Raw genomic sequence first — 20,204 nt, forward strand, 5'->3', positions numbered from 1 at the left:
TTTTCCTGTGGAACCCGCCACCCCCGAATTTATCAGCACCGGACCCCTTTGTGCCGCACCCGCTAAACAACCACGGCCGCCCGCATCGAATGATGCGGGCGGCCTTCGTTGTTCGGCTTGTGCCAGGGGTTATCGCGCGAAGAGCAGGGCGCGCTTGACTTCCTGGATGGCCTTGGTGACCTCGATGCCGCGGGGGCAGGCGTCGGTGCAGTTGAAGGTGGTGCGGCAGCGCCAGACTCCCTCGACGTCGTTGAGGATGTCGAGGCGTTCGCGGGCGGCTTCGTCGCGGCTGTCGAAGATGAAGCGGTGGGCGTTCACGATCGCGGCCGGGCCGAAGTAGCTGCCGTCGCTCCAGTACACGGGGCAGGAGGTGGTGCAGCAGGCGCACAGGATGCACTTGGTGGTGTCGTCGAAGCGGGCGCGGTCGTGCTGGGACTGGATGCGCTCGCGGGTCGGCTCGTTGCCCGTGGTGATGAGGTAGGGCTTGACGGCCTTGAAGGCGTCGAAGAACGGCTCCATGTTCACCACGAGGTCCTTCTCCACGGGGAGGCCGCGGATGGGCTCGACGGTGACGGTGATGTCCTTGCCGTTCTTGGGCAGCATGTCCTTCATGAGGAGCTTGCAGGCCAGCCGGTTGACGCCGTTGATGCGCATGGCATCCGAACCGCAGACGCCGTGGGCGCAGGAACGCCGGAAGGTGAGCGTGCCGTCCAGGTAGGACTTGATGTAGATGAGCACGTTCAGGAAGCGGTCGGTGGGGAGCACCGGGACCTTGAACTCGTCCCAGTGATTGCCCTGGCCGTCCTCCGGATTGAACCGGGCGATCTTGACGGTGATGATCGTCGAGCCGTCCGGCACCGGCGCCGGCGCCTGGGCAGCACCCTTCTCGAGTGTGGCAGTCATCAGTACTTACGCTCCATCGGCTCGTAACGGGTCTGCACGACCGGCTTGTAGTCCAAGCGGATCTCGGAGATGAGCTCCGGGCTCTGCTTGTACGCCATGGTGTGGCGCATGAAGTTGACGTCGTCGCGGTCCGGGTAGTCCTCGCGGGCGTGGCCGCCGCGCGATTCCTTGCGGTTCAGCGCACCCGCCACGGTGACCTCGGCCAGCTCCAGCAGGAAGCCCAGCTCGACGGCCTCGAGCAGATCGCTGTTGTAGCGACGGCCCTTGTCCTGCACGGTGATCCGGGTGTAGCGCTCCTTGAGCGCGTGGATGATGGTCAGCATCTCCTTGAGGCTGTCCTCGGTCCGGTACACACCGGCCTTGTCATCCATGGCGTTCTGCAGCTCGGTGCGGATGTCGGCGACGCGCTCGTTGCCGTGATCGGACAGGATCAGCGCCAGCCAGTCCTGCACCATCTGCGCCGGGTTCTCCGGCATCTCCACGAACTCCGCGCGCTGCGCGTACTCGGCGGCGGCAATGCCGGCGCGGCGGCCGAACACATTGATGTCCAGCAGCGAGTTGGTGCCCAGCCGGTTCGCGCCGTGCACGGACACGCACGCGCACTCGCCCGCGGCGTACAGGCCGGGAACGATATCGGTGTTGTTGCGCAGCACCTCGCCGCGGATGCGGGTCGGGATGCCGCCCATCACGTAGTGGCAGGTCGGCATGACCGGCACCGGCTCCTTCACCGGGTCCACGCCCAGGTAGGTGCGGGAGAACTCGGTGATGTCGGGCAGCTTCTCCTCCAGGACGTCCTCGCCGAGGTGGGTCACATCGATGAGCACGTAATCCTTGTTCGGACCCGCGCCGCGGCCCTCGCGGACCTCCTGGACCATGGAGCGCGCCACGATGTCACGCGGCGCCAGGTCCTTGATGGTCGGCGCGTAGCGCTCCATGAAGCGCTCACCGGAGGCATTACGCAGAATGCCGCCCTCGCCGCGCACGGCCTCGGAGATCAGAATGCCCAGGCCCGCGAGACCTGTCGGATGGAACTGGTGGAACTCCATGTCCTCGAGGGGAAGTCCCTTGCGGAACACGATCGCCATGCCGTCACCGGTCAGCGTGTGCGCGTTCGAGGTGGTCTTGTACATACGACCCGAACCACCGGTCGCGAAGATGATCGACTTCGCGTGGAACACGTGCAGATCGCCGGTGGCCAGCTCATAGGCCACCACGCCGGTCGCGACCGGGCCGCGCTCGGTGTCGGTGAGAATCAGGTCCAGCACGTAGAACTCGTTGTAGAACTCCACGTCGTGCTTGACGCAGTTCTGGTACAGCGTCTGCAGGATCATGTGGCCGGTGCGGTCGGCCGCGTAGCAGGCGCGACGGACCGGGGCCTTGCCGTGGTCACGGGTGTGACCGCCGAAGCGCCGCTGGTCGATCTTGCCTTCCGGGGTCCGGTTGAACGGCAGACCCATCTTCTCCAGGTCGAGCACGGCGTCGATGGCCTCCTTGGCCATGATCTCCGCGGCGTCCTGATCGACGATGTAGTCACCACCCTTGACGGTGTCGAAGGTGTGCCACTCCCAGTTGTCCTCTTCCACGTTCGCCAGCGCGGCGCACATGCCGCCCTGCGCCGCGCCGGTGTGGCTGCGGGTCGGGTAGAGCTTGGTCAGCACCGCCGTGCGGACCCGGGGACCGGCCTCGATCGCGGCGCGCATACCCGCACCACCGGCACCGACGATGACGACGTCGTAGCGGTGCTCCTGAATCGGTCGAGATTCGCTCATCGAGTTGGCCGTTCCTAACTGATGTTGGGGTCGAAGGTGAAGATGACGTAGGTGCCGGTCACGCAGACCAGGATCATCGAGATCACCAGCAGGGTCTTCAGCCAGAAGCGGGTGGAGTCCTTGCGGGCGTAGTCGTCGATGACCGTGCGCAGGCCGTTGCCGCCGTGCAGCTGGGCCAGCCACAGCATGGACAGGTCCCAGATCTGCCAGAACGGGGAGGCCCAGCGGCCCGCGACGAACGCGAAGTTCAGGCGCTGCACGCCGCCGTCGATCATCAGCATGATGAACATGTGGCCGATGACCAGGAACACCAGCAGGATTCCGGAGAAGCGCATGAACAGCCACGCGTACTTCTCGAAGTTGTTGCCGGAGCTGCGGCGGGGCGCGCGGGGGGCGTCGAGGCTGGCGGGGCGGTCGTAGGACGTGCCCAGGATGGGTGCGGTCATGGTGTCAGTGCTCCGTCAGCAGGTAGAAGAACTGGCGGCCGACGCCGGCGCCGGCGATGAGGATCCAGAGCGCGAGCACGATCCACAGCATCTGGCGCTGGTAGCGCGGGCCCTTCTCCCAGAAGTCGACCAGGATGACCCGGATGCCGTTGAACGCGTGGAACAGCACGCAGACCACGAGGGCCATCTCCATCAAGGCGACCAGCGGCGTCTTGTAGGTATCGATGGTCCGGTCGTAGGTGTCCGGGCTGACACGCACCAACGCGGTATCCAGAACGTGGACGAACAAGAAGAAGAAGATCGTCACGCCGGTGATGCGGTGCAGGGCCCAGGACCACATGCCCGGGTCGCCACGGTAAAGAGTCCGCTTCGGCTTGGCCGGAGCTTCTAGCGTGGTCATAGAGTGCGGTGCCTCCAACGTCGTCGATGGACCCGGTCAGATCCGGCGCGGAGCCTAAGGACTGTCGATAACACCAGCTCACAGCCGGAATCACAGTCCGGTGGCAGTGCTGCAGGCCCGTTGTCGGGAACCTGAACCGATCTGTCGTGAACTCTAATCCTCGGGTGTTGGGGGAACTAATTCGGCGTGCCGCTCGTTGGCCCGTTTTGTTGTGAGTTAGGTTTGCCTTTCCTGATTTTCGAAGGGGTGCGGAAGCGCTTTCGTGTGGGTACGGTCACGCTCATGACAGGATGGTCCGATATGCCGGAAATTGCCTGGGAAACCTTGCGCGACAAGGCTTTTGAAGCCATGAAAAGCGCGTACGCGCCCTACTCCCGATTCCCCGTCGGGGCCGCGGCTCTCACCTCGGACGGGCGAATTGTGAGCGGCTGCAATGTGGAAAATATCTCATACGGTTTGGGCCTGTGTGCCGAATGCGTACTGGTGGGTAACTTGATTTCCGCGGGCGGGGGGCGGTTGCGGGCGGTATCGGTGTGCGACTCGCGCGGCGAAACCCTGATGCCCTGCGGACGCTGCCGGCAGATCCTGTTCGAGCACGGCGGCAATGACGTCCTGATCGATCATCCCCGCGGTCCGGTCCCGCTGAGCACGCTGCTCCCCGATGCCTTCGGGCCCGACGATCTCGCCGCCGGACAGCAGTAGCCCCCAGTAGCCCGCGAATTCCGCGCACTCGTGCCAGGGTTGAGGGCGTGAGTGTGCACTCGGCTGTAGACGTGATCCGGGCCAAACGCGACGGGGGAGAGCTGACCGACGCGCAGATCGATTGGGTGGTCGACGCGTTCACCCGCGGGCAGGTGGCCGACGAGCAGATGTCGGCGCTGGCCATGGCCATCGTGTGGCGCGGCATGACGCGCCGCGAGACCGCGCGCTGGACCGCCGCCATGATCAACTCCGGGAAGCGCCTGGACTTCTCGGACCTGCCGCGGCCCACGGTCGACAAGCATTCCACGGGCGGCGTGGGCGACAAGATCACCTTGCCGCTGTCGCCGCTGGTCGCGGCCTGCGGAGCGTCGGTGCCGCAGCTGTCCGGGCGCGGGCTGGGCCACACCGGCGGCACGCTCGACAAGCTGGAGTCGATTCCGGGCTGGCAGGCCGACATTCCGGTGGAGCGAATGCGGGAGATCCTCGCCGATCCCGCCATCGGCGCGGTGATCTGCGCGGCCGGAGCCGACCTCGCGCCCGCCGACAAGCGGCTCTACGCGCTGCGCGATGTGACCGGGACGGTGGAATCCATACCCCTCATCGCCAGCTCCATCATGAGCAAGAAGATCGCCGAGGGGACCGGTGCGCTGGTGCTGGACGTGAAGGTCGGGCGCGGGGCGTTCCTCAAAGAACTGGAACAGGCGCGTGAATTGGCCGCCGCCATGGTCGAACTCGGCACCGATGCCGGGGTGCGCACGGTGGCGCTGCTCACAGCCATGGACACCCCGCTCGGCAATACCGCGGGCAATGCGCTCGAAGTCGCCGAATCCCTCGAGGTGCTGGCCGGTGGCGGTCCGGCCGATATCGTCGAGCTGACCGTGACGCTGGCGCGGGAAATGCTGGCCCAGGCCGGAATCGACGGCATCGATCCCGCGGATGCCCTGGCGGACGGTCGGGCAATGGACCATTGGCGCGCGATGATCGCCGCGCAGGGCGGCGATCCCGATGCGCCGCTGCCGGTCGCCCACCACACCGAAACCCTCGAGGCGCCCGCGACCGGGACGCTCACCCGCCTCGACGCCCTCGATGTCGGGCTGGCCGCGTGGCGGCTCGGCGCGGGCCGCGCGCGGCAGGGTGATCCGGTGCAAGCCGGCGCGGGCATCCGAATCCACGCCAAGCCAGGCGATTCCGTCAAGGCGGGGGAGCCGCTGCTGACGCTGCACACCGATACCCCCGAGGCCTTCCCCGCCGCCTTCGAGGCACTGCGGAACGCTTTCGACATCGTGGACCCCGCCGCCGTGGACCCGAGGTCGAGCTCGCACCCGTCGCCGGTGTTCGCTCGCATGCCCCTGCTCCTCGATCGCATCACGGCGTCTTGACCTCCCGCCGCGAATAGCCGGTGACGCCCGCACGACCGTCAGCTACGTGCGGGCAACGAATTGCCGAAATACGTAGGGACAAAGATCAACTGTGGTGCCGCGGAACGCGAATGCGGCTACCGTTTCTACATGACTGGACCGACGCCCCTCACACTCGCTTCGATCCGCCAGGCTCCGAAGGCGGTCCTGCACGATCACCTCGACGGCGGGCTGCGCCCGGCCACCGTCCTGGAGTTGGCCCGCGACTGCGGATACGACCAGCTACCGGCCGACAATGCCGAAGCCCTGGGCGCCTGGTTCCGCGACGCGGCCGACAGCGGCTCGCTCGAGCTGTACCTGGAAACCTTCGCGCACACCGTCGCCGTCATGCAGACGCCCGAAGGCTTGCGCCGGGTCGCCCGCGAATGCGCCGAGGACCTGGCCGCCGACGGCGTCGTGTACGCCGAGGTGCGGTTCGCGCCCGAACAGCACCTGGAGGCGGGTCTCACCCTCGACGAGGTCGTGGAGCACACCCTCGCCGGCTTCCGCGAGGGCGAGGCCCTGGCCGCCGCCGCGGGGACGCCCATTCGAATGGTCTGCCTGCTCACCGCCATGCGGCACGCGGCCCGCTCGCTCGAGATCGCCGAACTCACCGTCCGCTGGCGCGACCGCGGCGTCGGCGGCTTCGATATCGCGGGCGCGGAGGCGGGCTACCCTCCCACCCGCCACCTCGATGCCTTCGAATACATGCGGGCGAACAGCGCACACTTCACGATCCACGCGGGTGAGGCCTTCGGGCTGCCCTCGATTCACGAGGCCCTCGCCTTCTGCGGCTGCGACCGCCTCGGGCACGGCGTCCGCATCACCGACGACATCACCGACGCGCCCGGCGGTCCGCGGCTCGGCCTGGTCGCGAATTACGTGCGCGACAAGCGAATTCCGCTCGAGCTGTGTCCGTCCTCCAATGTGCAGACCGGCGCGGTGCCCTCACTCGACAAGCACCCCTTCGATCTGCTGGCCCGGCTGCGCTTCCGCGTGACCGTCAATACCGATAACCGCCTCATGAGCGACACCTCCATGAGCAAGGAGATGTTCAAGCTCTCCGAGACCTTCGGCTACGGCTGGAGCGATCTGGAGCGCTTCACCATCAATGCCATGAAGTCCGCCTTCATCCCCTTCCCGGACCGGCTCCGCCTGATCGACGAGGTCATCAAGCCCGGCTACGCCGTGCTCATCGGCTGATCGATGCGCCATTTCTGGCGGGAAGAGCGAGTCGTTACCGTAGCGAAGTATGACGAGCTTGCAGATTCCCGCCAGATTCAATGGACCGCCCGGAACCGGGAACGGCGGCTATGTGGCGGGGCTGCTGGCCGAACAGCGGGACGAGCCCGTGGTGAAGGTGATCCTGCGGGGGCCGCCGCCGTTGGACGTGCCGTTGCGAGTGCGCGACGGAGGGCTCTACGACGGGGACGCTCTGGTGGTGGATTCCGTTGCGGGGCAGTTCGATACGGATGCGCCGGCGGCCGTTTCGTATGCCGCCGCGGCCGCCGCGCGCAGTGAGTATCAAGGCAATGAGCTGTTCGGTCAGTGCTTCGTGTGCGGTACGCGGCGCGACGACGGGCTGGGGATCGAGGCCGGGGCCGTGGGCGACGGAATGGTGGCGGCGCCGTGGACGCCCGATGGGACGGTGCCGATCGGGGCGCCGCTGCTGTGGGCCGCGATGGACTGTCCGGGCGGGTGGTCCCTGCCCGAAATGTTCGAGCGACCGGCGGTTCTCGGCTCCATGACGGGATCCGTGCTGGATCTGCCGGCGCTCGGCGAGCAGTGCGTCGTGGTCGGCGCGCTGCGGGAAGAGCAGGGGCGCAAGGGTTTCACGGCGACCGCGGTGTACGGCGAGGACGGACGACTGCTGTGCCGCTCCGAGCAGGTGTGGATTCGGCTCGGACTGTCCTGATCGAATCCAGTGCCGAAATGACTTGGGCCGCACCTGATCGCAGGTGCGGCCCAAGTCGGCTATCGGAGCGTCAGGCCTTGCGGAGACGGCCTTCGAAAGCCACTTCCAGGGCCCGCCACTGCTCGGCCTCGGCATTGAACGGCGGGTTCGGGGCCATGCGGGTGGGGTCGGGGTTCAGCAGGTAGGAGACGTACCAGCCGAGCGGAGTGGACACGGCGAGGGCGGTTTCCACCGAGTCGTCGTCCGCGTAATCGGCTGCGTCGGTGAACAATTCGACGGCCAGGTCGAGCTGGTCGGTGTCCACGGACTGGGGACCGGCGGCGAGGTCGTCGGCAATGCCGGGCAGGACGTAGACGTTCTCCTCGTCCACCACGACCTCGAGGGAGCCGTCGACCGCGGCGGTCTGGACCTCGCCGTAGGTGCTGACGTGGGCGAGATCGTGGTCGTGATCGTCGGCCAGGTAGCGGGCCAGGGCGCGCTCGGACGGGAAGACGGTGATGACGCCGTCGGTGCCGAGGAAGATCGGGTCGTCGTCGACGTAGCAGCGCAGCGTGAAGAAGGTGCCCTCGGAGGAGATGATCTGCACCGGGTCGATGCCGACCTCGTGCCAGAAGGAGAGGTCCTCGTCCTCGTCGTCGTCCTCCTCGTCGAGGTCGACGGTCTCGAACTCGCTCTCCTCATCGCTGTCGGCCGCATCCTCGGCGTCGACGATGTTCTCCTCGGCCGCAAGCAGTTCCGCCTCGGCGACCGCCACCGCGTCGGCGTCCACATCCGGAATGGTCACCACGGTGTCGATGGCGTCCAGGACGGCGTCCCAGTCCTTGCTGATGGCCGCGCCGATCTGGTCCCACAGCTCTTCGCCCTCTTTGCCGAAGAAGGTGCTCACGCCGCCGGCGAGCGCGCCCACCACCGGATGCGAGCCGAAGAACTTGGTGACGGTGTCGAGCTCGCAGACATCGCCGATATTGCGGACGATATCGAGGGTCTCCTCGAGCTCGGAGACGATCTCCGGGTCCGGATCGTCGGCCGCCAGCTCCGGCACGCCGACCAGATCGAAGACGTACTGCTCCTCCGGCTCCAGTTCGGCCGCGGACAGCCCGGCGATTATCTTCCAGGCCGGATGGTCGACGAGATCGTTATCGGAGTTGGTGCGAATGAACGCCGCCAGCTCCGCTACCGACTCGAAGCCGTAGAGGTCTTCCTCGTGTCCGAGGAATGCCTGCCACTCATCGTCACCGTCTCGCCAGCGCGGTGCCCACAGGGTGACGAGATCGCCTTTGGTCAGGCCGAGCGCGATCGGGACGATGTCTCCAGAAGCCATGACCGGAAGCCTATCTAGTGGTCGCCTCAGGCACTATCCGGGCCGCCCCCAACATTTCCCGCCACCATGGACTCGTTCAATCGGGCAACGATTTCGGAGCGCTGCGCGGTCGCCGCCGCGGCCGCTTCCCGGCAGGCCCAGAGGATCAACTGCGACACCTCCGCGGGCGGGCGGGAGGTCACCGATTCGGCCAGCCACAGGCCGGTCAGCGCGCCGTCGCCGTCGACCTCGGCGGTCACCGAGCCGTCCTCGCTGCTGAATCGGCCGCGCACCTCCCGCAGCCCTGCCAGCGCCGATTCCAGCGCCTCCAACTTGTCGCCGACGCCTTTGACCAGCGCGTCCATCTCCGCGCTCATACCGCGTCCTTCCTGTTGGGGTGGCCGCTCACGCTCGCCCCGTCCAGCTCGCCGGCCCGGTGTCGGCATCGTCGAGGCGATCCAATTCGTCGACCGCGGCCTGCCGCGTCGGCAGGCCCAGCCGGTCCAGTACCTCCTCCGGCACCCCGGCCTCGGCCAGCAATTCGCGTCGCCGGGACTTGGCGGCAATGGCCGACCGGTTGGTCAGTCGCAGGATCTCGTCCGCGAGAGCCTGTGCGCCGTACCGGTATTCGCCGCGCTCGAACCGGATCTCCACCGGCATGCCCTGATCGGTGGCGCGCACCGTGACCGTGCCCGCGCGATTGCTGCTCGCGGCCACCGTGACATTCGGGACCCGCGGCGCGCTCATGCCGTAGGCCTGTAGAACCCGAGAAACCGCATCCCAACGTTCTCCGTTCGTATCGGTCCGACCTGGACGGGATCCCCCGCCTCCACCAACTGCCCGTTCCCGATGACCATGGCCACATGCCCGTCCCACACCACGAGATCACCGGGCATCAAGTCCCCTGGACCCACCTGTTGATGCCCGTAACCCTGCTCCTGCGCCAGCCGCGGCAGCGAAACCCCGGCCTCCGCATACGCCCACTGCGTCAACCCACTGCAATCCAACCCGACACCCGGCGTATTGCCACCCCACACATACGGCGTACCCACCGCCCCGAGCGCATTCCGCACCGCCTCGGCAGCCTGCTGATTGGGCGCCTCCACGGTACTGCCATCCGGAAGCGTCACCATCACCCCGGTCGGCGACGACCACGTCCCGCCCCCGCTCCCGCCGGTCTGCGGCACCGCCTCACCAACCGACGACGGCACCGTGAGCACCTCGCTCACCAGCGACGTGCCGGTCTCCAACGCCCGCCCGCCCATCGACACAGCAGCCGAACCGATCTGCTGCACCCCGCCGGGCGAGCCCACGGCCGCCGGAACGACCGTCGCGCCGCCCCCGCTGTCCGGCACGTCCGCCGCACCGGTTCCGATGTCCGGCACGCCGGCGGGGGCCGGTACCGGCGGCGGCTCGACCAGCTCACCCATCGCGGCCGTATCCGCCGCCAACTCCACCCGCACCCGCTCCACCACCCGCAATGCCCTCCCGATGTGATCGAGCGCCACGCCGACGATCACCGCGAGCCCGGCAGGACCGAACCCACCCGGTCCAATCGATTGCACCGTGCACAAGAACGACCGCAGAATCTCCTCCACCTCCCGCTGTCCAGCGGCGACCTCCCCGGCGGCCCGATCCACGATCTCCGCCATGGCATTCCCCCGATCCGACACCGTCGCCGCCGCCGTCTGCACCTGCATGGCCTTGCCCAGCGCCGCATCCCCGGCCGGTCCCCGCCACGCGTCATACACCTGATCGATCCCGGCGCGCCCCGCCGCATGCACCCCATCCACGATCACAGAGACCTGCCGCAACGCCTCGCCCGCCGATCCGCCCACCCCGCCTGCTCCGAACCCCGCGAGCAGCTCGACGAGCGGTCCCGCCAAGCCGGAGACATCGAGTTCCGCGCTCATCCGCACGCCCTCGCTGTCTCGCGCCGATTTGTTTCCGGTCCGATCGCGTCGGCTGCGTGTGTGGACCGGGCGTTGCCGAGGGCGTTCATATGGTGACCACCGCGTCGATCGCGCGCAGGGCGCTGCCATAGGCCGTGTCGGTGCCGGTGTAGGAGACGGCAGCGCCCGTGCCCGCTGCGCCGAGGGAGGTGAGGACGGCCGATAAGGCGGTGAGGGTGGTGAGGTGGGTGGTGTGGGCTGCGGTGTAGGCGCAGATGAAGTCGGCGCCTATGAGGCCGAGAGTGGGGGTGAGTAGGGCGGGGGTGGCGGTGGCGGCGAGGGTGGTGGCGGTGGTGAGGTCGGCGGCCATGGCGGCGGCGGTGGTCGCGTAGGCGGTGAGGTCGGCGGGATGGATGGTGAGGTGGTGCATGGAGGCCCCCGGTGAACTGGTCGCTGGCGGATTACGTCCAACGTGGGATTGGACGTGTGACGGGGGCGGAGTGGTTCCCGGGGGCGGAAAGTCGACCGGCCCGGACCTCAATTTGCCTGGCTGACCTATCGTTTTCCTATGCGCACTGACATCGTGGACCATCCGCTCGCTGCCGCTTTGCTGACCACCATGAGAGATGCGCGCACCACAAACCCGACATTCCGGGCAGCGCTGCGCGACCTCACCGGCCTGCTGGTCTACGAGGCCATGCGGGACGCGCCGGTCGCCACCTTCCCGATCGCCACCCCGGTCGCCGCGGCCGAAGGCACCCGGCTGGCGGCGCCGCCGTTGCTGGTTCCGGTGCTGCGCGCCGGGCTCGGCATGGTGGAGACCGCCGAGAACCTCATCCCGGATGCCCGCATCGGCTTCGTCGGCCTGGCCCGCGACGAGGAGACGCACGAGCCGACCCCGTACATGGAGTCACTGCCGGAGGATCTCGCCGACACCCCGGTCATCGTGCTCGATCCCATGCTCGCCACCGGCGGTTCCATGGTCTACACGCTGGACCTGCTGGCCACCCGGCATGCCCGCGACATCACCGTCATCTGCGTCGTCGCCGCCCCGGAAGGCATTGCCGCACTGGAGAAGTCCGGCCACCCCGTGCGCCTGGTGACCGCCTCGATCGACCGCGGCCTCAACTCCGACGCCTTCATCGTCCCCGGCCTGGGAGACGCCGGGGATCGCCAATTCGGCCCGCGCTGAGGCGATTCGCTAGGACGATCCGAACGAGCCGGTGCTCGGTCCGGTCGGCTGCCGCTGGCCGCCCTCGATCGTCCAGGTGCCGCAGCCGCTGGTGGAGAACACCGCATCGGTGGCGGGGATGCGCACGGTCACCACGCCATTGCCGCCGCGGCCCTGCTCGATGATGTCGCCGCCGGCGGTGAAGCGCGCCCACTCGCAGCCGGGGGCGGCGGTGTGGGTGGTGTAGTAGCCCGCCGAGATCTCCGTGTTCACCTGGTACGGGCCGTCGTGCTCCATGACGGAGGCGGCGGCCGCGGCCGGTCCGGCCGTGCTCAGCAGCGCTGCGGCTGCGAAGCCGAATCCGGTGAGCCACAGGGATTTACGCATGTGCGGGCGTTCCTTTCGCGGAGCTGACTAGCTCTGGACACGCTAGCCCCGGCCGGACCGGGCGGCAAGGCCCGGTATGTCCGGCCGACGTTCCGCGAGCGGGTTACTTGCGTGGCGCGAACAGCTCCAGATGCGAGCAGGAGCGGCAGCGGTGGGCATGAACGGCGAAGCGGGGCTTACCGATTCGCTTCGCGCCGCCGAACGGCTCCAGCTCCAGCGGGCCGGGAATCCAGCGGGTGTAGCCGGGTGCGGAATCGCCCGCGTCGTCGAGGAACCCCTGTTCGAGGTCGAAGCCTCCGCAGTGCGTGCAGTGCTGTTCGCTCACGGCCACCTCACAGCTTCTCGCAGAACTCCCTGATATTTGAGAGGGTAAGGGCGGCGGAGGCTTTCGCGTGGGCTAATGCGGTACGCGAAACGACCGGTTCGAATGCCTCCAGGTAGCACTTGAGCTTCGGTTCGGTGCCGGACGGGCGCACCACCATGCGCATCGACTCGCCTTCGAACACGAGCGCGTCGGTGCGCATCCGCCCGCGCACCTGCGCCAGATCGGTGCACGTCACCCGGATTCCGGCGATCTCGGTCGGCGGCGTCTCCCGCAATCGCGCCACCACCGCGGCGGCCTCGTCGGCATCGGCCAGCCGCAGCGACACCTGATCGCCCGCGTGCACCCCGAACTCGACCGCGTAGTCGTCGAGCAGGTCGAACAGCGTGCGCCCGGCCGCCTTCGCCTGCGCGACCAGATCGGCCGCCAGCACCGCCGCCGAAATCCCGTCCTTGTCCCGCACCGCGGCCGGATCCACGCAATGCCCGATGGCCTCCTCGTACGCGTAGACCAAGCCGTCCCCCGCCCGCGCCAGCCACTTGAACCCGGTGAGCGTCTCCGCATACCGGGCTCCCCGCGCCGGAGCCAGCTTGCTCAACAGCCGCGACGACACAATGGTGGTGGCCACCAGCGAGTCCGGCGCGGCCGTCCGCAGGACGAAATCACCCAGCAGCACCCCGGTTTCATCCCCCCGCAGCATCTGCCACCCGTCCGGCCCCGCCACCCCCACCGCACACCGATCCGCATCCGGATCCAGCGCGATCGCAATATCCGCATCCACCCGCTCCGCCAGTTTCAGCAGCAGATCGGCCGCCCCCGGCTCCTCCGGATTCGGAAACGCCACCGTCGGGAAATCCGGATCCGGCGCGAACTGCTCTTCCACCACATGCACATCGGTGAACCCGGCATCCCGCAGCGCACTCAGCGCCACCTGCCCGCCCACCCCGTGCATGGCCGTCAACGCAATCCGAATCGCGGCCCGCGCCCCCGGCCCCCCGATCACACTGGGCAGCGCCGAAACCCGCGCCAGATACCGCCGCACCAACTCCTCGCCGAGCGCGTCGGTGGAACGCGCCGTCACCGTGGCGGAATCGGCTGCCTGCGACTCCACCGCTCCGGTGTCGGCGGCCACGGCGAACGTGCCGGGCGGGCTGCCGGGCTCGATCACCGCCGCCCTGTCCACCGCAGGCTCGCCGCCGCCCTGACCCGCACCACCACCGGACGAGTCGTCGGCAACGCCGAGCGCGGCAAAGACGCTCGCGGCGGGCACGGCGGTCGCCGGATCGGCGCGCGGGATGGGCTCGCGCACCGCGTCGATGCACCGTTCGATCTCGGCGTCAGCAGGCGGGACCAGTTGTGATCCGCCATCCAGATACAGCTTGTACCCGTTGTCCGTCGCGGGATTGTGTGACGCCGTGATCTGTACCCCGGCGACCGCCCCCACATCGCGCACGGCATAGGCCACCACCGGCGTGGGCAGCGGCCGCGGCAACTCCAGCACCGAAAACCCCGCCGCCGCAAACACTTCCGCCGTCGCCGCGGCGAATTCCGCTGACCCGTGCCGCGCATCCCGCCCGACGATCACCAACCCGCCACCCAGGCACCGCCCGCGCAGCCATTCCGCCACCCCCGCGCTGGCTCGCGCGACCGTCTCCACATTCATGCCGTCCGGCCCGTCCTGCAACGGACCCCGCAACCCGGCCGTCCCGAACCGCAGCATGCGCGCCTCCTCGTCTAGTTCCGGCGTACCGCACACGATCATGCCGTCCCGCCGCCGAACGCGGAGCGGGCCACGCCACCCGGCGCGATTACGCCACGGACCCGTGTTACCCGGGTCGGCCGGGCTGAATCTCGAATGACAGCCCGAACCGGCTTCCGTAGCGTGGATTCATGGGGGGTAAAAGAATTTGGCGTGCCATGCGCCCGTGGCTCGTGCCGTCGTTATGCATACTGTCGTTCGCGATCAGCTTGTTCTCCGGCATCGCCTATCTCGTCAACGGCGGCGGATACTTGCAGGGAGCGGGGCGAGCGGAGTCCCTCACCATCGAGCGGGCCTATTGGCGGACCACGGGCGATGACAAGGTCCGCTATGTCGAGGGTTTCTACGTCGACGAGTCGGGTGAGCGACACTCGATTTCCCTGGCCAGCAAACGAATCGAACCCGGCGCGACCATCGACGTCCGATTGCGGGTGTTGCCGTGGGGCGGGCCCAAGGTGATGCGTTCCACCGACGAGGCGGTGGAACTCCTCATCGAGGGAGCGTTGTCAGTGGTTTTCACCCTGGTGGGGGGATATTTGGTGCTGCGGCGGTGGCGGGCCGGAGCGATCGATACTCGCGGCGGACCTACAGGCGCTCGAGGACTCCGCGCAGCAGTTTGCCCAATCGCGCAGCGGCTGCGTGGCCTTCGGCCAGTACTTCGGCGTGCGAGAGATGCGCTCCGGTGACCCCGGCGGCGAGGTTGGTGACCAGGGAGATGCCGAGTACCTTGGCTCCGCCCTCGCGGCAGGCGATGGCTTCCAGCACCGTGGACATGCCGACGAGATCCGCGCCGAGGGTGCGCAGCATGCGGATCTCGGCCGGGGTCTCGTATTGCGGGCCGGTGAGACCGGCGTAGACGCCCTCGGTCAGCGTGGGGTCGATTTCCTTTGCGAGAGCGCGCAGTTCGGGATCCCAGGCGTCCACCAGATCCACGAAATTCGCCCCGGCGATCGGCGTGCGGCCGGTGAAGTTGATGTGATCGCTGATCAGGACCGGTTCACCGACGGTCAGGTCGCGGCGGATACCGCCCGCGGCATTGGTAAGCAGGATGATCTCCGCGCCCGTGGCGATGGCGGTGCGGACATTGTGCACGACCTGGGCGGGTTCGTGGCCTTCATAGAGGTGCTGACGGCCCATGAGCAGCAGCACGTGCTCATCGTTGACCGGCACCGAGTGAATCGTGCCCTGATGCCCCTGGGCGGTGGGCGATCCGAACCCCGGGACCTCGCCCATGGGAATGGATGTGGCCGGATCGCCGACCTCCGCGGCCGCCTCCTGCCACCCCGACCCGAGAATCACCGCGACCCGGTGACTCGGCACTCCAGTTCGTTCGGCGATCGCCTTCGCGGCCAGCTCGGCTTGCATGTCGCCCACCCTAGTCCCCGGCGATCTCGCGCGCAGTTGCGCAACTGCGACGTGCACCAATTGCCGGGATTTCGCCCGGAAATCGAGTTGGACGCGCGATCACCGGGAACTGGTGACGGCGAAACGCGAGAGCGGCCCGCCACCAGTTCCCGGTCGATGACGGCGGGGGGAATCGGGCCCCGGACGACCACCGCCTCGCGGGGGTGCGTATCCCGGGTGACACCCCTCTCGGAGGTGCGTATGGCGAATCGGCCGGAGGTGCGTATGGCGAATCAGCGAGTGGGATGCGTGATTTCCGCAGGAGAAGAGGGCGGGGTCCAGGCGTAGAGGGAGTCGGCGAAACGGGTGTTCAGGGCGGTGGGGGTGAGGCGGGCGGTGAGGTCGCGGAGGCGGGCGGATGCCGGGTGGTTGCCTTGCAGGGCGCGGCCCATGCGGCCGGAGGTCTGGGCGATGCGCTGGGTGCGGGGACGGCGGGCGCTGTCGTAGGCGCGCAGGCCCGCGCTGACACCCTGCTCGGTGACCGTGGCGGCCAGGACGACCGCGTCTTCGAGGGCCAGGCACGCGCCCTGCCCGACATCGGGGGTGACGGCGTGGGCGGCGTCGCCGAGCAGGGCGATCGGACCGCGCACGAAACTCGGCAGGGCGCGGTCGAGGTAGTGGACCGGGCGGACCAGCACCGCGTCGGCGGGGGTTGCGGCCAGCAGTTGGGGGATGGGCCGCGGCCACGCCGCGCATCGTGCGGCGAGTGCGCCCACTTCCGGTGCGGGCTGGTCGGTTTCGGGCGCGGTGTCGAAGGCGTACCAGTAGACCCGCCCGTCGCGCAGCGGCATGACGCCGATCCGAATGCCCGCACCCCAGGTCTCCGCCAAGACGGGCCGCACATCCAAGTGCGCCGCCGCAGCGGCGGGCACGATGCCGCGCCACGCGGCATATCCGGCGTAGCGCGCTCCCGGATGGCCGGGGAACAGCGCCGCGCGCACACGGCTGTGCACACCGTCGGCGGCGACGACCAGATCGGCCGTCAGCGCGTGCGTGCCGTCGGGTCCTGCGATGGTCACTACTGCGGCGGTCGAGCTGTCCGGCGCGACGCCGAGGACGCGGTGACCTCGATGCAGCGGGATGTCGTCGAGGGATTCGAGCAGTAGGCGGTGCAGGTCGCCGCGGTGGACCGCGTAGACGGCGTCGCCGTATTTGGTTGTGAGGGTGGCGGAGTCGAGGCGCATGGCGGGTTTGCCGGTGGGCAGCAGGGCTTCGAGGCCGTCCAGGCGCCGGGCGATATCGGACACCGCGCTGTCCAGTGCGAGGTGGCGCAGTGCGTGCATCGCATTGGGGGCGATGCTCAGGCCGGAGCCGAGTCCGCCGAAGTCGGTGGATCTTTCGTGAATCTCCACGTGCCAGCCGTTGCGCCGCAGTGCTTTCGCGGTGGCCAGCCCGCCGATGCCCGCGCCGATGATGATTGCCGTATCGGTCATGTCGGTCCCTTCTCGAGGATTCGTTAGAGACTCTAACTCGAGTTAGAATCCCTAACGTGACGACCGATACCACCCGGCGCGACCGGCTCCGGCAGACCACTATGGCGGAGATCCGTTCCACCGCAAGGCGATTGCTGATCGAGCAGGGCGCACAGGCGGTGACGGTGAATGCCGTCGCCCGCGCCATGGGGATGAGCGGCCCCGCGCTGTACCGCTACTACGCGAGTCACGAGATCCTGGTGCAGGCCGTGACCGCCGACTGCTACGAGGAGCTCACCCGGGCCGTTACGGCCGCTCGCGCCACGCATGCCGACGCGTCGGAATCCGTTCGGCTGCTGAGCATGTGCCGCGCCATGCGCGAGTGGGCTATCACCCACCCGGCCGAATTCGGCTGGATGTTCGCCGCTCCGTCGAGCACCCTCGCGGCCGAATCGCTCAGTCACGAACCGGCGCTGGATTTCGAGGCGGCCTTCCGCGACGAGGTGGCCGCACGGTGGGCGGCGAAACCCTTCGCGGTGCCGGACCCGGACGCCCTGGATCCGTCCCTGCGGCGGCAGCTGACCGGCTATTCGAACGGCATCGGCGGGCAGCTCCCGCCCGCGGCCGCCTACGTCTTCCTGAAATGCTGGATTCGCCTCTACGGCCTGCTGTGCATGGAGGTGCTGCGTCAGGTCGAATTCGTCTTCGACGACCTCGCCCCGCTGTTCGAGGACCTGCTGCGGGAGATCTGCGCCGCCTTCGGTCTGGAGTACGAGCAGGCTACCCGCGAGTAGCTAGTGGGTGCGGCCCTATTACCCTGCACACATGCCGTATTTGAAGCGTGATGGGGACGTGTTCGTCCTGAACCTCGGGACCGAGGGCCAGAACATCGACAGCGAGAATCGCTTCCACCCGGACTGGATCACCGAAGTCCATGCGCTGCTCGACGAGGCCGAGGCGTCCGAGGGGCCGGCCGCGCTGGTGGTCACCGCCAACGGCAAGTTCTTCTCCAATGGCCTCGACACCGATTGGCTGTTCGGCAATTTCGACAAGAACTGCTGGTACCTGGACCAGGTGCACTCGCTGTACTCGCGCCTGCTGGCCTTCCCGATGCCGACCGTCGCCGCGGTGAACGGGCACGCCTTCGGCGCCGGCGCCATGCTGGCCACCTCCTGCGATTTCCGCCTCATGCGCGCGGACCGCGGTTTCTGGTGCCTGCCCGAGGTGCACCTGGGCATGCCGTTCACGGTCGCCATGAACGCGCTGCTGACCGAGCGCCTCACCAATCAGGTGTGCGTGGAGGCCATGACCACCGGCCGCCGCTATGCCGCCGATGACGCCATCGCCAAGGGCATTGTGGACGGCAAGGCGGATGCCGAGGCGTTGCTCGCCGCGGCGGTCGCCCAGGCCGACGTGCTCAAGGGCAACCGCAAGCCCAACCTCCAGCAAATCAAGAAGGCGCTGCACCAGAAGGCGCTCGCCGGGCTGGCCGTGGAGACCACCCCGGAGAACCTGGGCTTCAACCCGGCCTGAGCCGGAAGCCGAGGGGCTTCGGGCCAACACCCCCGGAGCCCCTAATTATTCGGTGCGAGCGCGCCATACCGTGAGATTTCCGGCTCGCCCGCTGCGACACCGGGGTCGTGGAGTGTAAGACTGGTGGCCATGCCACCATCGCGCAGCGGCGATGACCGGTCCGTGTTCACCGCCGCCGATTCCGCCATCGCCGCCGCCCGCGATCGGCTGATCGCGCTCTCGCATTCGATTCACGCCGAACCCGAACTCGCCTTCGAGGAATTCCGCAGCGTCGAGAAGACCATGGAGCCGCTGCGCGAACACGGCTTCCGCATCGAGAAGGGCGTCGCCGAGCTGCCGACCGCCTTCACCGCCGAATACGGCCACGGTGATCTCGTCGTCGGCCTCTGCGCCGAATACGACGCGCTGCCCGAAATCGGGCACGCCTGCGGGCACAACATCATCGCCGCGTCCGCGGTGGGTGCGGCGCTGGGGCTGGCCGCGGTGGCCGATGCCTGCGGGATCACGGTGAAGGTGCTCGGCACGCCCGCCGAGGAGAGCGGCGGCGGTAAGGTCCTCATGCTGGAGCGCGGCGTCTTCGATGATTGCGCCATGGCCATGATGGTGCATCCGGGCCCGGAGGATATCGCCGGCGCGCATTCTCTGGCCCTGGCTGATTTGTCCGTTGTTTTTCACGGCCGCGAATCCCATGCCAGCGCCGCGCCGGAATACGGGCGAAATGCTCTTGATGCGCTCACCATCGCACAAGTTGCTTTGGGTTTGCTACGCCAACATCTACTTCCCGGACAGCAACTGCACGGTATAGTCGGGTCGGGCGGCGTGGCCCCCAATATCGTGCCCGGACACGCGGAACTGCTGTATTACCTACGAGCAGTGAACTCCGCGGACCTCGAAGATCTGATGCGACGCGCATCGGCCTGTTTCGAGGCAGGTGCCCTGGCGACCGGATGCACACATGAAATCCGGAAGCTCGCGCCGACATATACCGAGCTCACTCCCGACAGCGCACTACTGTGTGCCTATCGCGAGCAGATCGTCGAACTCGGTCGCGAGCCCATTGCCCCGGAACTCGAGGCGCAACGGCCGCTGGGCAGCACGGATATGGGCAATGTCACCAATGTCATCCCAGGCATCCACCCGGTGATCGGGATCGATGCCGGTGGCGCGGTGACCCACCAGCCCGCGTTCGCGGCCGCGGCCGTGAACGCCTCCGCCGACGAGGCTGTCATCGACGGTGCTACGGCTTTGGCTCGCACCGCGATACAACTTTCAGGCGATCAATTACACAGGGACAGGTTGTCGGAACGAGTCAGTCAACGGCAGTTTCAGCGACAGGAGGACATTCGGTGAGCACAACCGGCCGGTCCGCGGCGCGAGCTTCGGGACCAGTGGCGGCCCCGTGCGTCTCGCAGGGGACGGCGAGCGGCGTGAACGGCAGCTCGGTGGGGGTCGACATGGGCTTTGAAATGGGCACGGTGGGTGTTGACATGGA

The 20,204-nt window shown here is 68.0% G+C and carries 22 protein-coding genes; 8 read left to right on the forward strand and 14 right to left on the reverse strand.

Annotation, left to right across the window (positions count from 1 at the left end; translation table 11 throughout):
• Positions 1 to 129 precede the first annotated feature (129 nt).
• From ACFVIV_RS24505 to sdhC, 4 genes are read right to left on the reverse strand one after another with little or no spacing between them, the layout of a single operon-like run.
• Positions 130 to 903, reverse strand: coding sequence for a succinate dehydrogenase iron-sulfur subunit (locus ACFVIV_RS24505; RefSeq protein ID WP_379200035.1), 774 nt, complete (start codon positions 901 to 903; stop codon positions 130 to 132).
• Positions 903 to 2,672: a succinate dehydrogenase flavoprotein subunit gene (sdhA, locus tag ACFVIV_RS24510; RefSeq protein WP_379200037.1), complete on the reverse strand. Its 1,770-nt coding sequence runs from the start codon at positions 2,670 to 2,672 to the stop codon at positions 903 to 905. Before sdhA ends, ACFVIV_RS24505 begins: the two co-directional genes overlap by 1 nt.
• 14 nt (positions 2,673 to 2,686) lie before the next feature.
• Positions 2,687 to 3,118, reverse strand: a complete 432-nt coding sequence (locus ACFVIV_RS24515) for a succinate dehydrogenase hydrophobic membrane anchor subunit (RefSeq protein ID WP_379200039.1) — start codon at positions 3,116 to 3,118, stop codon at positions 2,687 to 2,689.
• Positions 3,119 to 3,122: 4 nt separating this feature from the next.
• Positions 3,123 to 3,518, reverse strand: a complete 396-nt coding sequence (sdhC, locus tag ACFVIV_RS24520; protein WP_379200041.1) for a succinate dehydrogenase, cytochrome b556 subunit — start codon at positions 3,516 to 3,518, stop codon at positions 3,123 to 3,125.
• Positions 3,519 to 3,818: 300 nt separating this feature from the next.
• On the opposite strand from sdhC, the gene ACFVIV_RS24525 reads away from it, so the two are divergent.
• The 4 genes from ACFVIV_RS24525 (at position 3,819) to ACFVIV_RS24540 (ending at position 7,532) form a co-directional block, all read left to right on the forward strand.
• A complete protein-coding gene (locus ACFVIV_RS24525; protein WP_379200308.1) occupies positions 3,819 to 4,220 on the forward strand; it encodes a cytidine deaminase in 402 nt (133 codons plus the stop codon).
• 53 nt (positions 4,221 to 4,273) lie between these two features.
• On the forward strand, positions 4,274 to 5,599 hold the full coding sequence (locus ACFVIV_RS24530; protein ID WP_379200310.1) for a thymidine phosphorylase: 1,326 nt from the start codon (positions 4,274 to 4,276) through the stop codon (positions 5,597 to 5,599).
• A 129-nt stretch (positions 5,600 to 5,728) separates the two neighbouring features.
• Positions 5,729 to 6,820 (forward strand): adenosine deaminase, encoded by a 1,092-nt coding sequence (locus ACFVIV_RS24535; RefSeq protein WP_379200043.1) that lies wholly within the window; start codon positions 5,729 to 5,731, stop codon positions 6,818 to 6,820.
• Between the two features lie 49 nt (positions 6,821 to 6,869).
• The gene (locus ACFVIV_RS24540) at positions 6,870 to 7,532 is read left to right on the forward strand and encodes a hypothetical protein (RefSeq protein WP_379200045.1); all 663 of its coding nucleotides are present in this window, start codon (positions 6,870 to 6,872) and stop codon (positions 7,530 to 7,532) included.
• Between the two features lie 70 nt (positions 7,533 to 7,602).
• On the opposite strand, the gene ACFVIV_RS24545 is transcribed toward ACFVIV_RS24540, so the two are convergent.
• The 5 genes from ACFVIV_RS24545 to ACFVIV_RS24565 form a co-directional block, all read right to left on the reverse strand.
• Positions 7,603 to 8,853, reverse strand: coding sequence for a primosomal protein (locus ACFVIV_RS24545; RefSeq protein WP_379200047.1), 1,251 nt, complete (start codon positions 8,851 to 8,853; stop codon positions 7,603 to 7,605).
• A 26-nt stretch (positions 8,854 to 8,879) separates the two neighbouring features.
• A complete protein-coding gene (locus tag ACFVIV_RS24550) occupies positions 8,880 to 9,209 on the reverse strand; it encodes a YbaB/EbfC family nucleoid-associated protein (protein WP_379200049.1) in 330 nt (109 codons plus the stop codon).
• A 28-nt stretch (positions 9,210 to 9,237) separates the two neighbouring features.
• Positions 9,238 to 9,579 (reverse strand): hypothetical protein, encoded by a 342-nt coding sequence (locus tag ACFVIV_RS24555; protein ID WP_379200051.1) that lies wholly within the window; start codon positions 9,577 to 9,579, stop codon positions 9,238 to 9,240.
• Positions 9,576 to 10,745 carry a C40 family peptidase gene (locus tag ACFVIV_RS24560; RefSeq protein ID WP_379200053.1) on the reverse strand — a complete coding sequence of 390 codons (1,170 nt, stop codon included), beginning with the start codon at positions 10,743 to 10,745 and terminating at the stop codon, positions 9,576 to 9,578. Before ACFVIV_RS24560 ends, ACFVIV_RS24555 begins: the two co-directional genes overlap by 4 nt.
• 85 nt (positions 10,746 to 10,830) lie before the next feature.
• Positions 10,831 to 11,154 carry a type VII secretion target gene (locus tag ACFVIV_RS24565; RefSeq protein WP_379200055.1) on the reverse strand — a complete coding sequence of 108 codons (324 nt, stop codon included), beginning with the start codon at positions 11,152 to 11,154 and terminating at the stop codon, positions 10,831 to 10,833.
• Between the two features lie 138 nt (positions 11,155 to 11,292).
• Here ACFVIV_RS24565 and upp point away from each other — a divergent pair, with 138 nt between their 5' ends.
• Positions 11,293 to 11,916 (forward strand): uracil phosphoribosyltransferase, encoded by a 624-nt coding sequence (upp, locus tag ACFVIV_RS24570; protein ID WP_379200057.1) that lies wholly within the window; start codon positions 11,293 to 11,295, stop codon positions 11,914 to 11,916.
• 9 nt (positions 11,917 to 11,925) lie between these two features.
• Here upp and ACFVIV_RS24575 read toward each other — a convergent pair whose 3' ends face one another.
• The 5 genes from ACFVIV_RS24575 to ACFVIV_RS24595 form a co-directional block, all read right to left on the reverse strand.
• Positions 11,926 to 12,282, reverse strand: a complete 357-nt coding sequence (locus tag ACFVIV_RS24575) for a hypothetical protein (protein ID WP_379200059.1) — start codon at positions 12,280 to 12,282, stop codon at positions 11,926 to 11,928.
• A 103-nt stretch (positions 12,283 to 12,385) separates the two neighbouring features.
• Complete coding sequence (locus ACFVIV_RS24580; protein ID WP_379200061.1) at positions 12,386 to 12,607, reverse strand: hypothetical protein; 222 nt, start codon at positions 12,605 to 12,607, stop codon at positions 12,386 to 12,388.
• Positions 12,608 to 12,614: 7 nt separating this feature from the next.
• A complete protein-coding gene (locus tag ACFVIV_RS24585) occupies positions 12,615 to 14,324 on the reverse strand; it encodes a phospho-sugar mutase (RefSeq protein ID WP_379200063.1) in 1,710 nt (569 codons plus the stop codon).
• Between the two features lie 624 nt (positions 14,325 to 14,948).
• Entirely contained in the window at positions 14,949 to 15,788 is an 840-nt protein-coding gene (locus ACFVIV_RS24590; protein WP_379200065.1) for a purine-nucleoside phosphorylase, read from the reverse strand.
• Positions 15,789 to 16,000: 212 nt separating this feature from the next.
• Positions 16,001 to 17,200 carry an FAD-dependent monooxygenase gene (locus tag ACFVIV_RS24595; protein WP_379200066.1) on the reverse strand — a complete coding sequence of 400 codons (1,200 nt, stop codon included), beginning with the start codon at positions 17,198 to 17,200 and terminating at the stop codon, positions 16,001 to 16,003.
• Positions 17,201 to 17,256: 56 nt separating this feature from the next.
• Here ACFVIV_RS24595 and ACFVIV_RS24600 point away from each other — a divergent pair, with 56 nt between their 5' ends.
• The 3 genes from ACFVIV_RS24600 to ACFVIV_RS24610 all read left to right on the forward strand — a co-directional run bounded on the left by ACFVIV_RS24600 (position 17,257) and on the right by ACFVIV_RS24610 (position 20,062).
• Positions 17,257 to 17,973 carry a TetR/AcrR family transcriptional regulator gene (locus tag ACFVIV_RS24600; protein WP_379200068.1) on the forward strand — a complete coding sequence of 239 codons (717 nt, stop codon included), beginning with the start codon at positions 17,257 to 17,259 and terminating at the stop codon, positions 17,971 to 17,973.
• 31 nt (positions 17,974 to 18,004) lie between these two features.
• The gene (locus ACFVIV_RS24605; protein WP_379200070.1) at positions 18,005 to 18,712 is read left to right on the forward strand and encodes an enoyl-CoA hydratase-related protein; all 708 of its coding nucleotides are present in this window, start codon (positions 18,005 to 18,007) and stop codon (positions 18,710 to 18,712) included.
• 129 nt (positions 18,713 to 18,841) lie between these two features.
• On the forward strand, positions 18,842 to 20,062 hold the full coding sequence (locus ACFVIV_RS24610) for a M20 family metallopeptidase (protein WP_379200072.1): 1,221 nt from the start codon (positions 18,842 to 18,844) through the stop codon (positions 20,060 to 20,062).
• Positions 20,063 to 20,204: the final 142 nt, after the last annotated feature.

Source organism: Nocardia sp. NPDC127526 (assembly GCF_042672265.1).
Taxonomy (GTDB): domain Bacteria; phylum Actinomycetota; class Actinomycetes; order Mycobacteriales; family Mycobacteriaceae; genus Nocardia.

Coding starts and splice junctions, on each gene's coding strand:
- ACFVIV_RS24505 (WP_379200035.1), bottom strand. CDS start 903: ATGACTGCCACACTCGAGAAGGGTGCTGCCCAGGCGCCGGCGCCGGTG.
- sdhA (WP_379200037.1), bottom strand. CDS start 2,672: ATGAGCGAATCTCGACCGATTCAGGAGCACCGCTACGACGTCGTCATC.
- ACFVIV_RS24515 (WP_379200039.1), bottom strand. CDS start 3,118: ATGACCGCACCCATCCTGGGCACGTCCTACGACCGCCCCGCCAGCCTC.
- sdhC (WP_379200041.1), bottom strand. CDS start 3,518: ATGACCACGCTAGAAGCTCCGGCCAAGCCGAAGCGGACTCTTTACCGT.
- ACFVIV_RS24525 (WP_379200308.1), top strand. CDS start 3,819: ATGCCGGAAATTGCCTGGGAAACCTTGCGCGACAAGGCTTTTGAAGCC.
- ACFVIV_RS24535 (WP_379200043.1), top strand. CDS start 5,729: ATGACTGGACCGACGCCCCTCACACTCGCTTCGATCCGCCAGGCTCCG.
- ACFVIV_RS24540 (WP_379200045.1), top strand. CDS start 6,870: ATGACGAGCTTGCAGATTCCCGCCAGATTCAATGGACCGCCCGGAACC.
- ACFVIV_RS24545 (WP_379200047.1), bottom strand. CDS start 8,853: ATGGCTTCTGGAGACATCGTCCCGATCGCGCTCGGCCTGACCAAAGGC.
- ACFVIV_RS24550 (WP_379200049.1), bottom strand. CDS start 9,209: ATGAGCGCGGAGATGGACGCGCTGGTCAAAGGCGTCGGCGACAAGTTG.
- ACFVIV_RS24555 (WP_379200051.1), bottom strand. CDS start 9,579: ATGAGCGCGCCGCGGGTCCCGAATGTCACGGTGGCCGCGAGCAGCAAT.
- ACFVIV_RS24560 (WP_379200053.1), bottom strand. CDS start 10,745: ATGAGCGCGGAACTCGATGTCTCCGGCTTGGCGGGACCGCTCGTCGAG.
- ACFVIV_RS24565 (WP_379200055.1), bottom strand. CDS start 11,154: ATGCACCACCTCACCATCCATCCCGCCGACCTCACCGCCTACGCGACC.
- upp (WP_379200057.1), top strand. CDS start 11,293: ATGCGCACTGACATCGTGGACCATCCGCTCGCTGCCGCTTTGCTGACC.
- ACFVIV_RS24575 (WP_379200059.1), bottom strand. CDS start 12,282: ATGCGTAAATCCCTGTGGCTCACCGGATTCGGCTTCGCAGCCGCAGCG.
- ACFVIV_RS24585 (WP_379200063.1), bottom strand. CDS start 14,324: ATGCTGCGGTTCGGGACGGCCGGGTTGCGGGGTCCGTTGCAGGACGGG.
- ACFVIV_RS24595 (WP_379200066.1), bottom strand. CDS start 17,200: ATGACCGATACGGCAATCATCATCGGCGCGGGCATCGGCGGGCTGGCC.
- ACFVIV_RS24605 (WP_379200070.1), top strand. CDS start 18,005: ATGCCGTATTTGAAGCGTGATGGGGACGTGTTCGTCCTGAACCTCGGG.
- ACFVIV_RS24610 (WP_379200072.1), top strand. CDS start 18,842: ATGCCACCATCGCGCAGCGGCGATGACCGGTCCGTGTTCACCGCCGCC.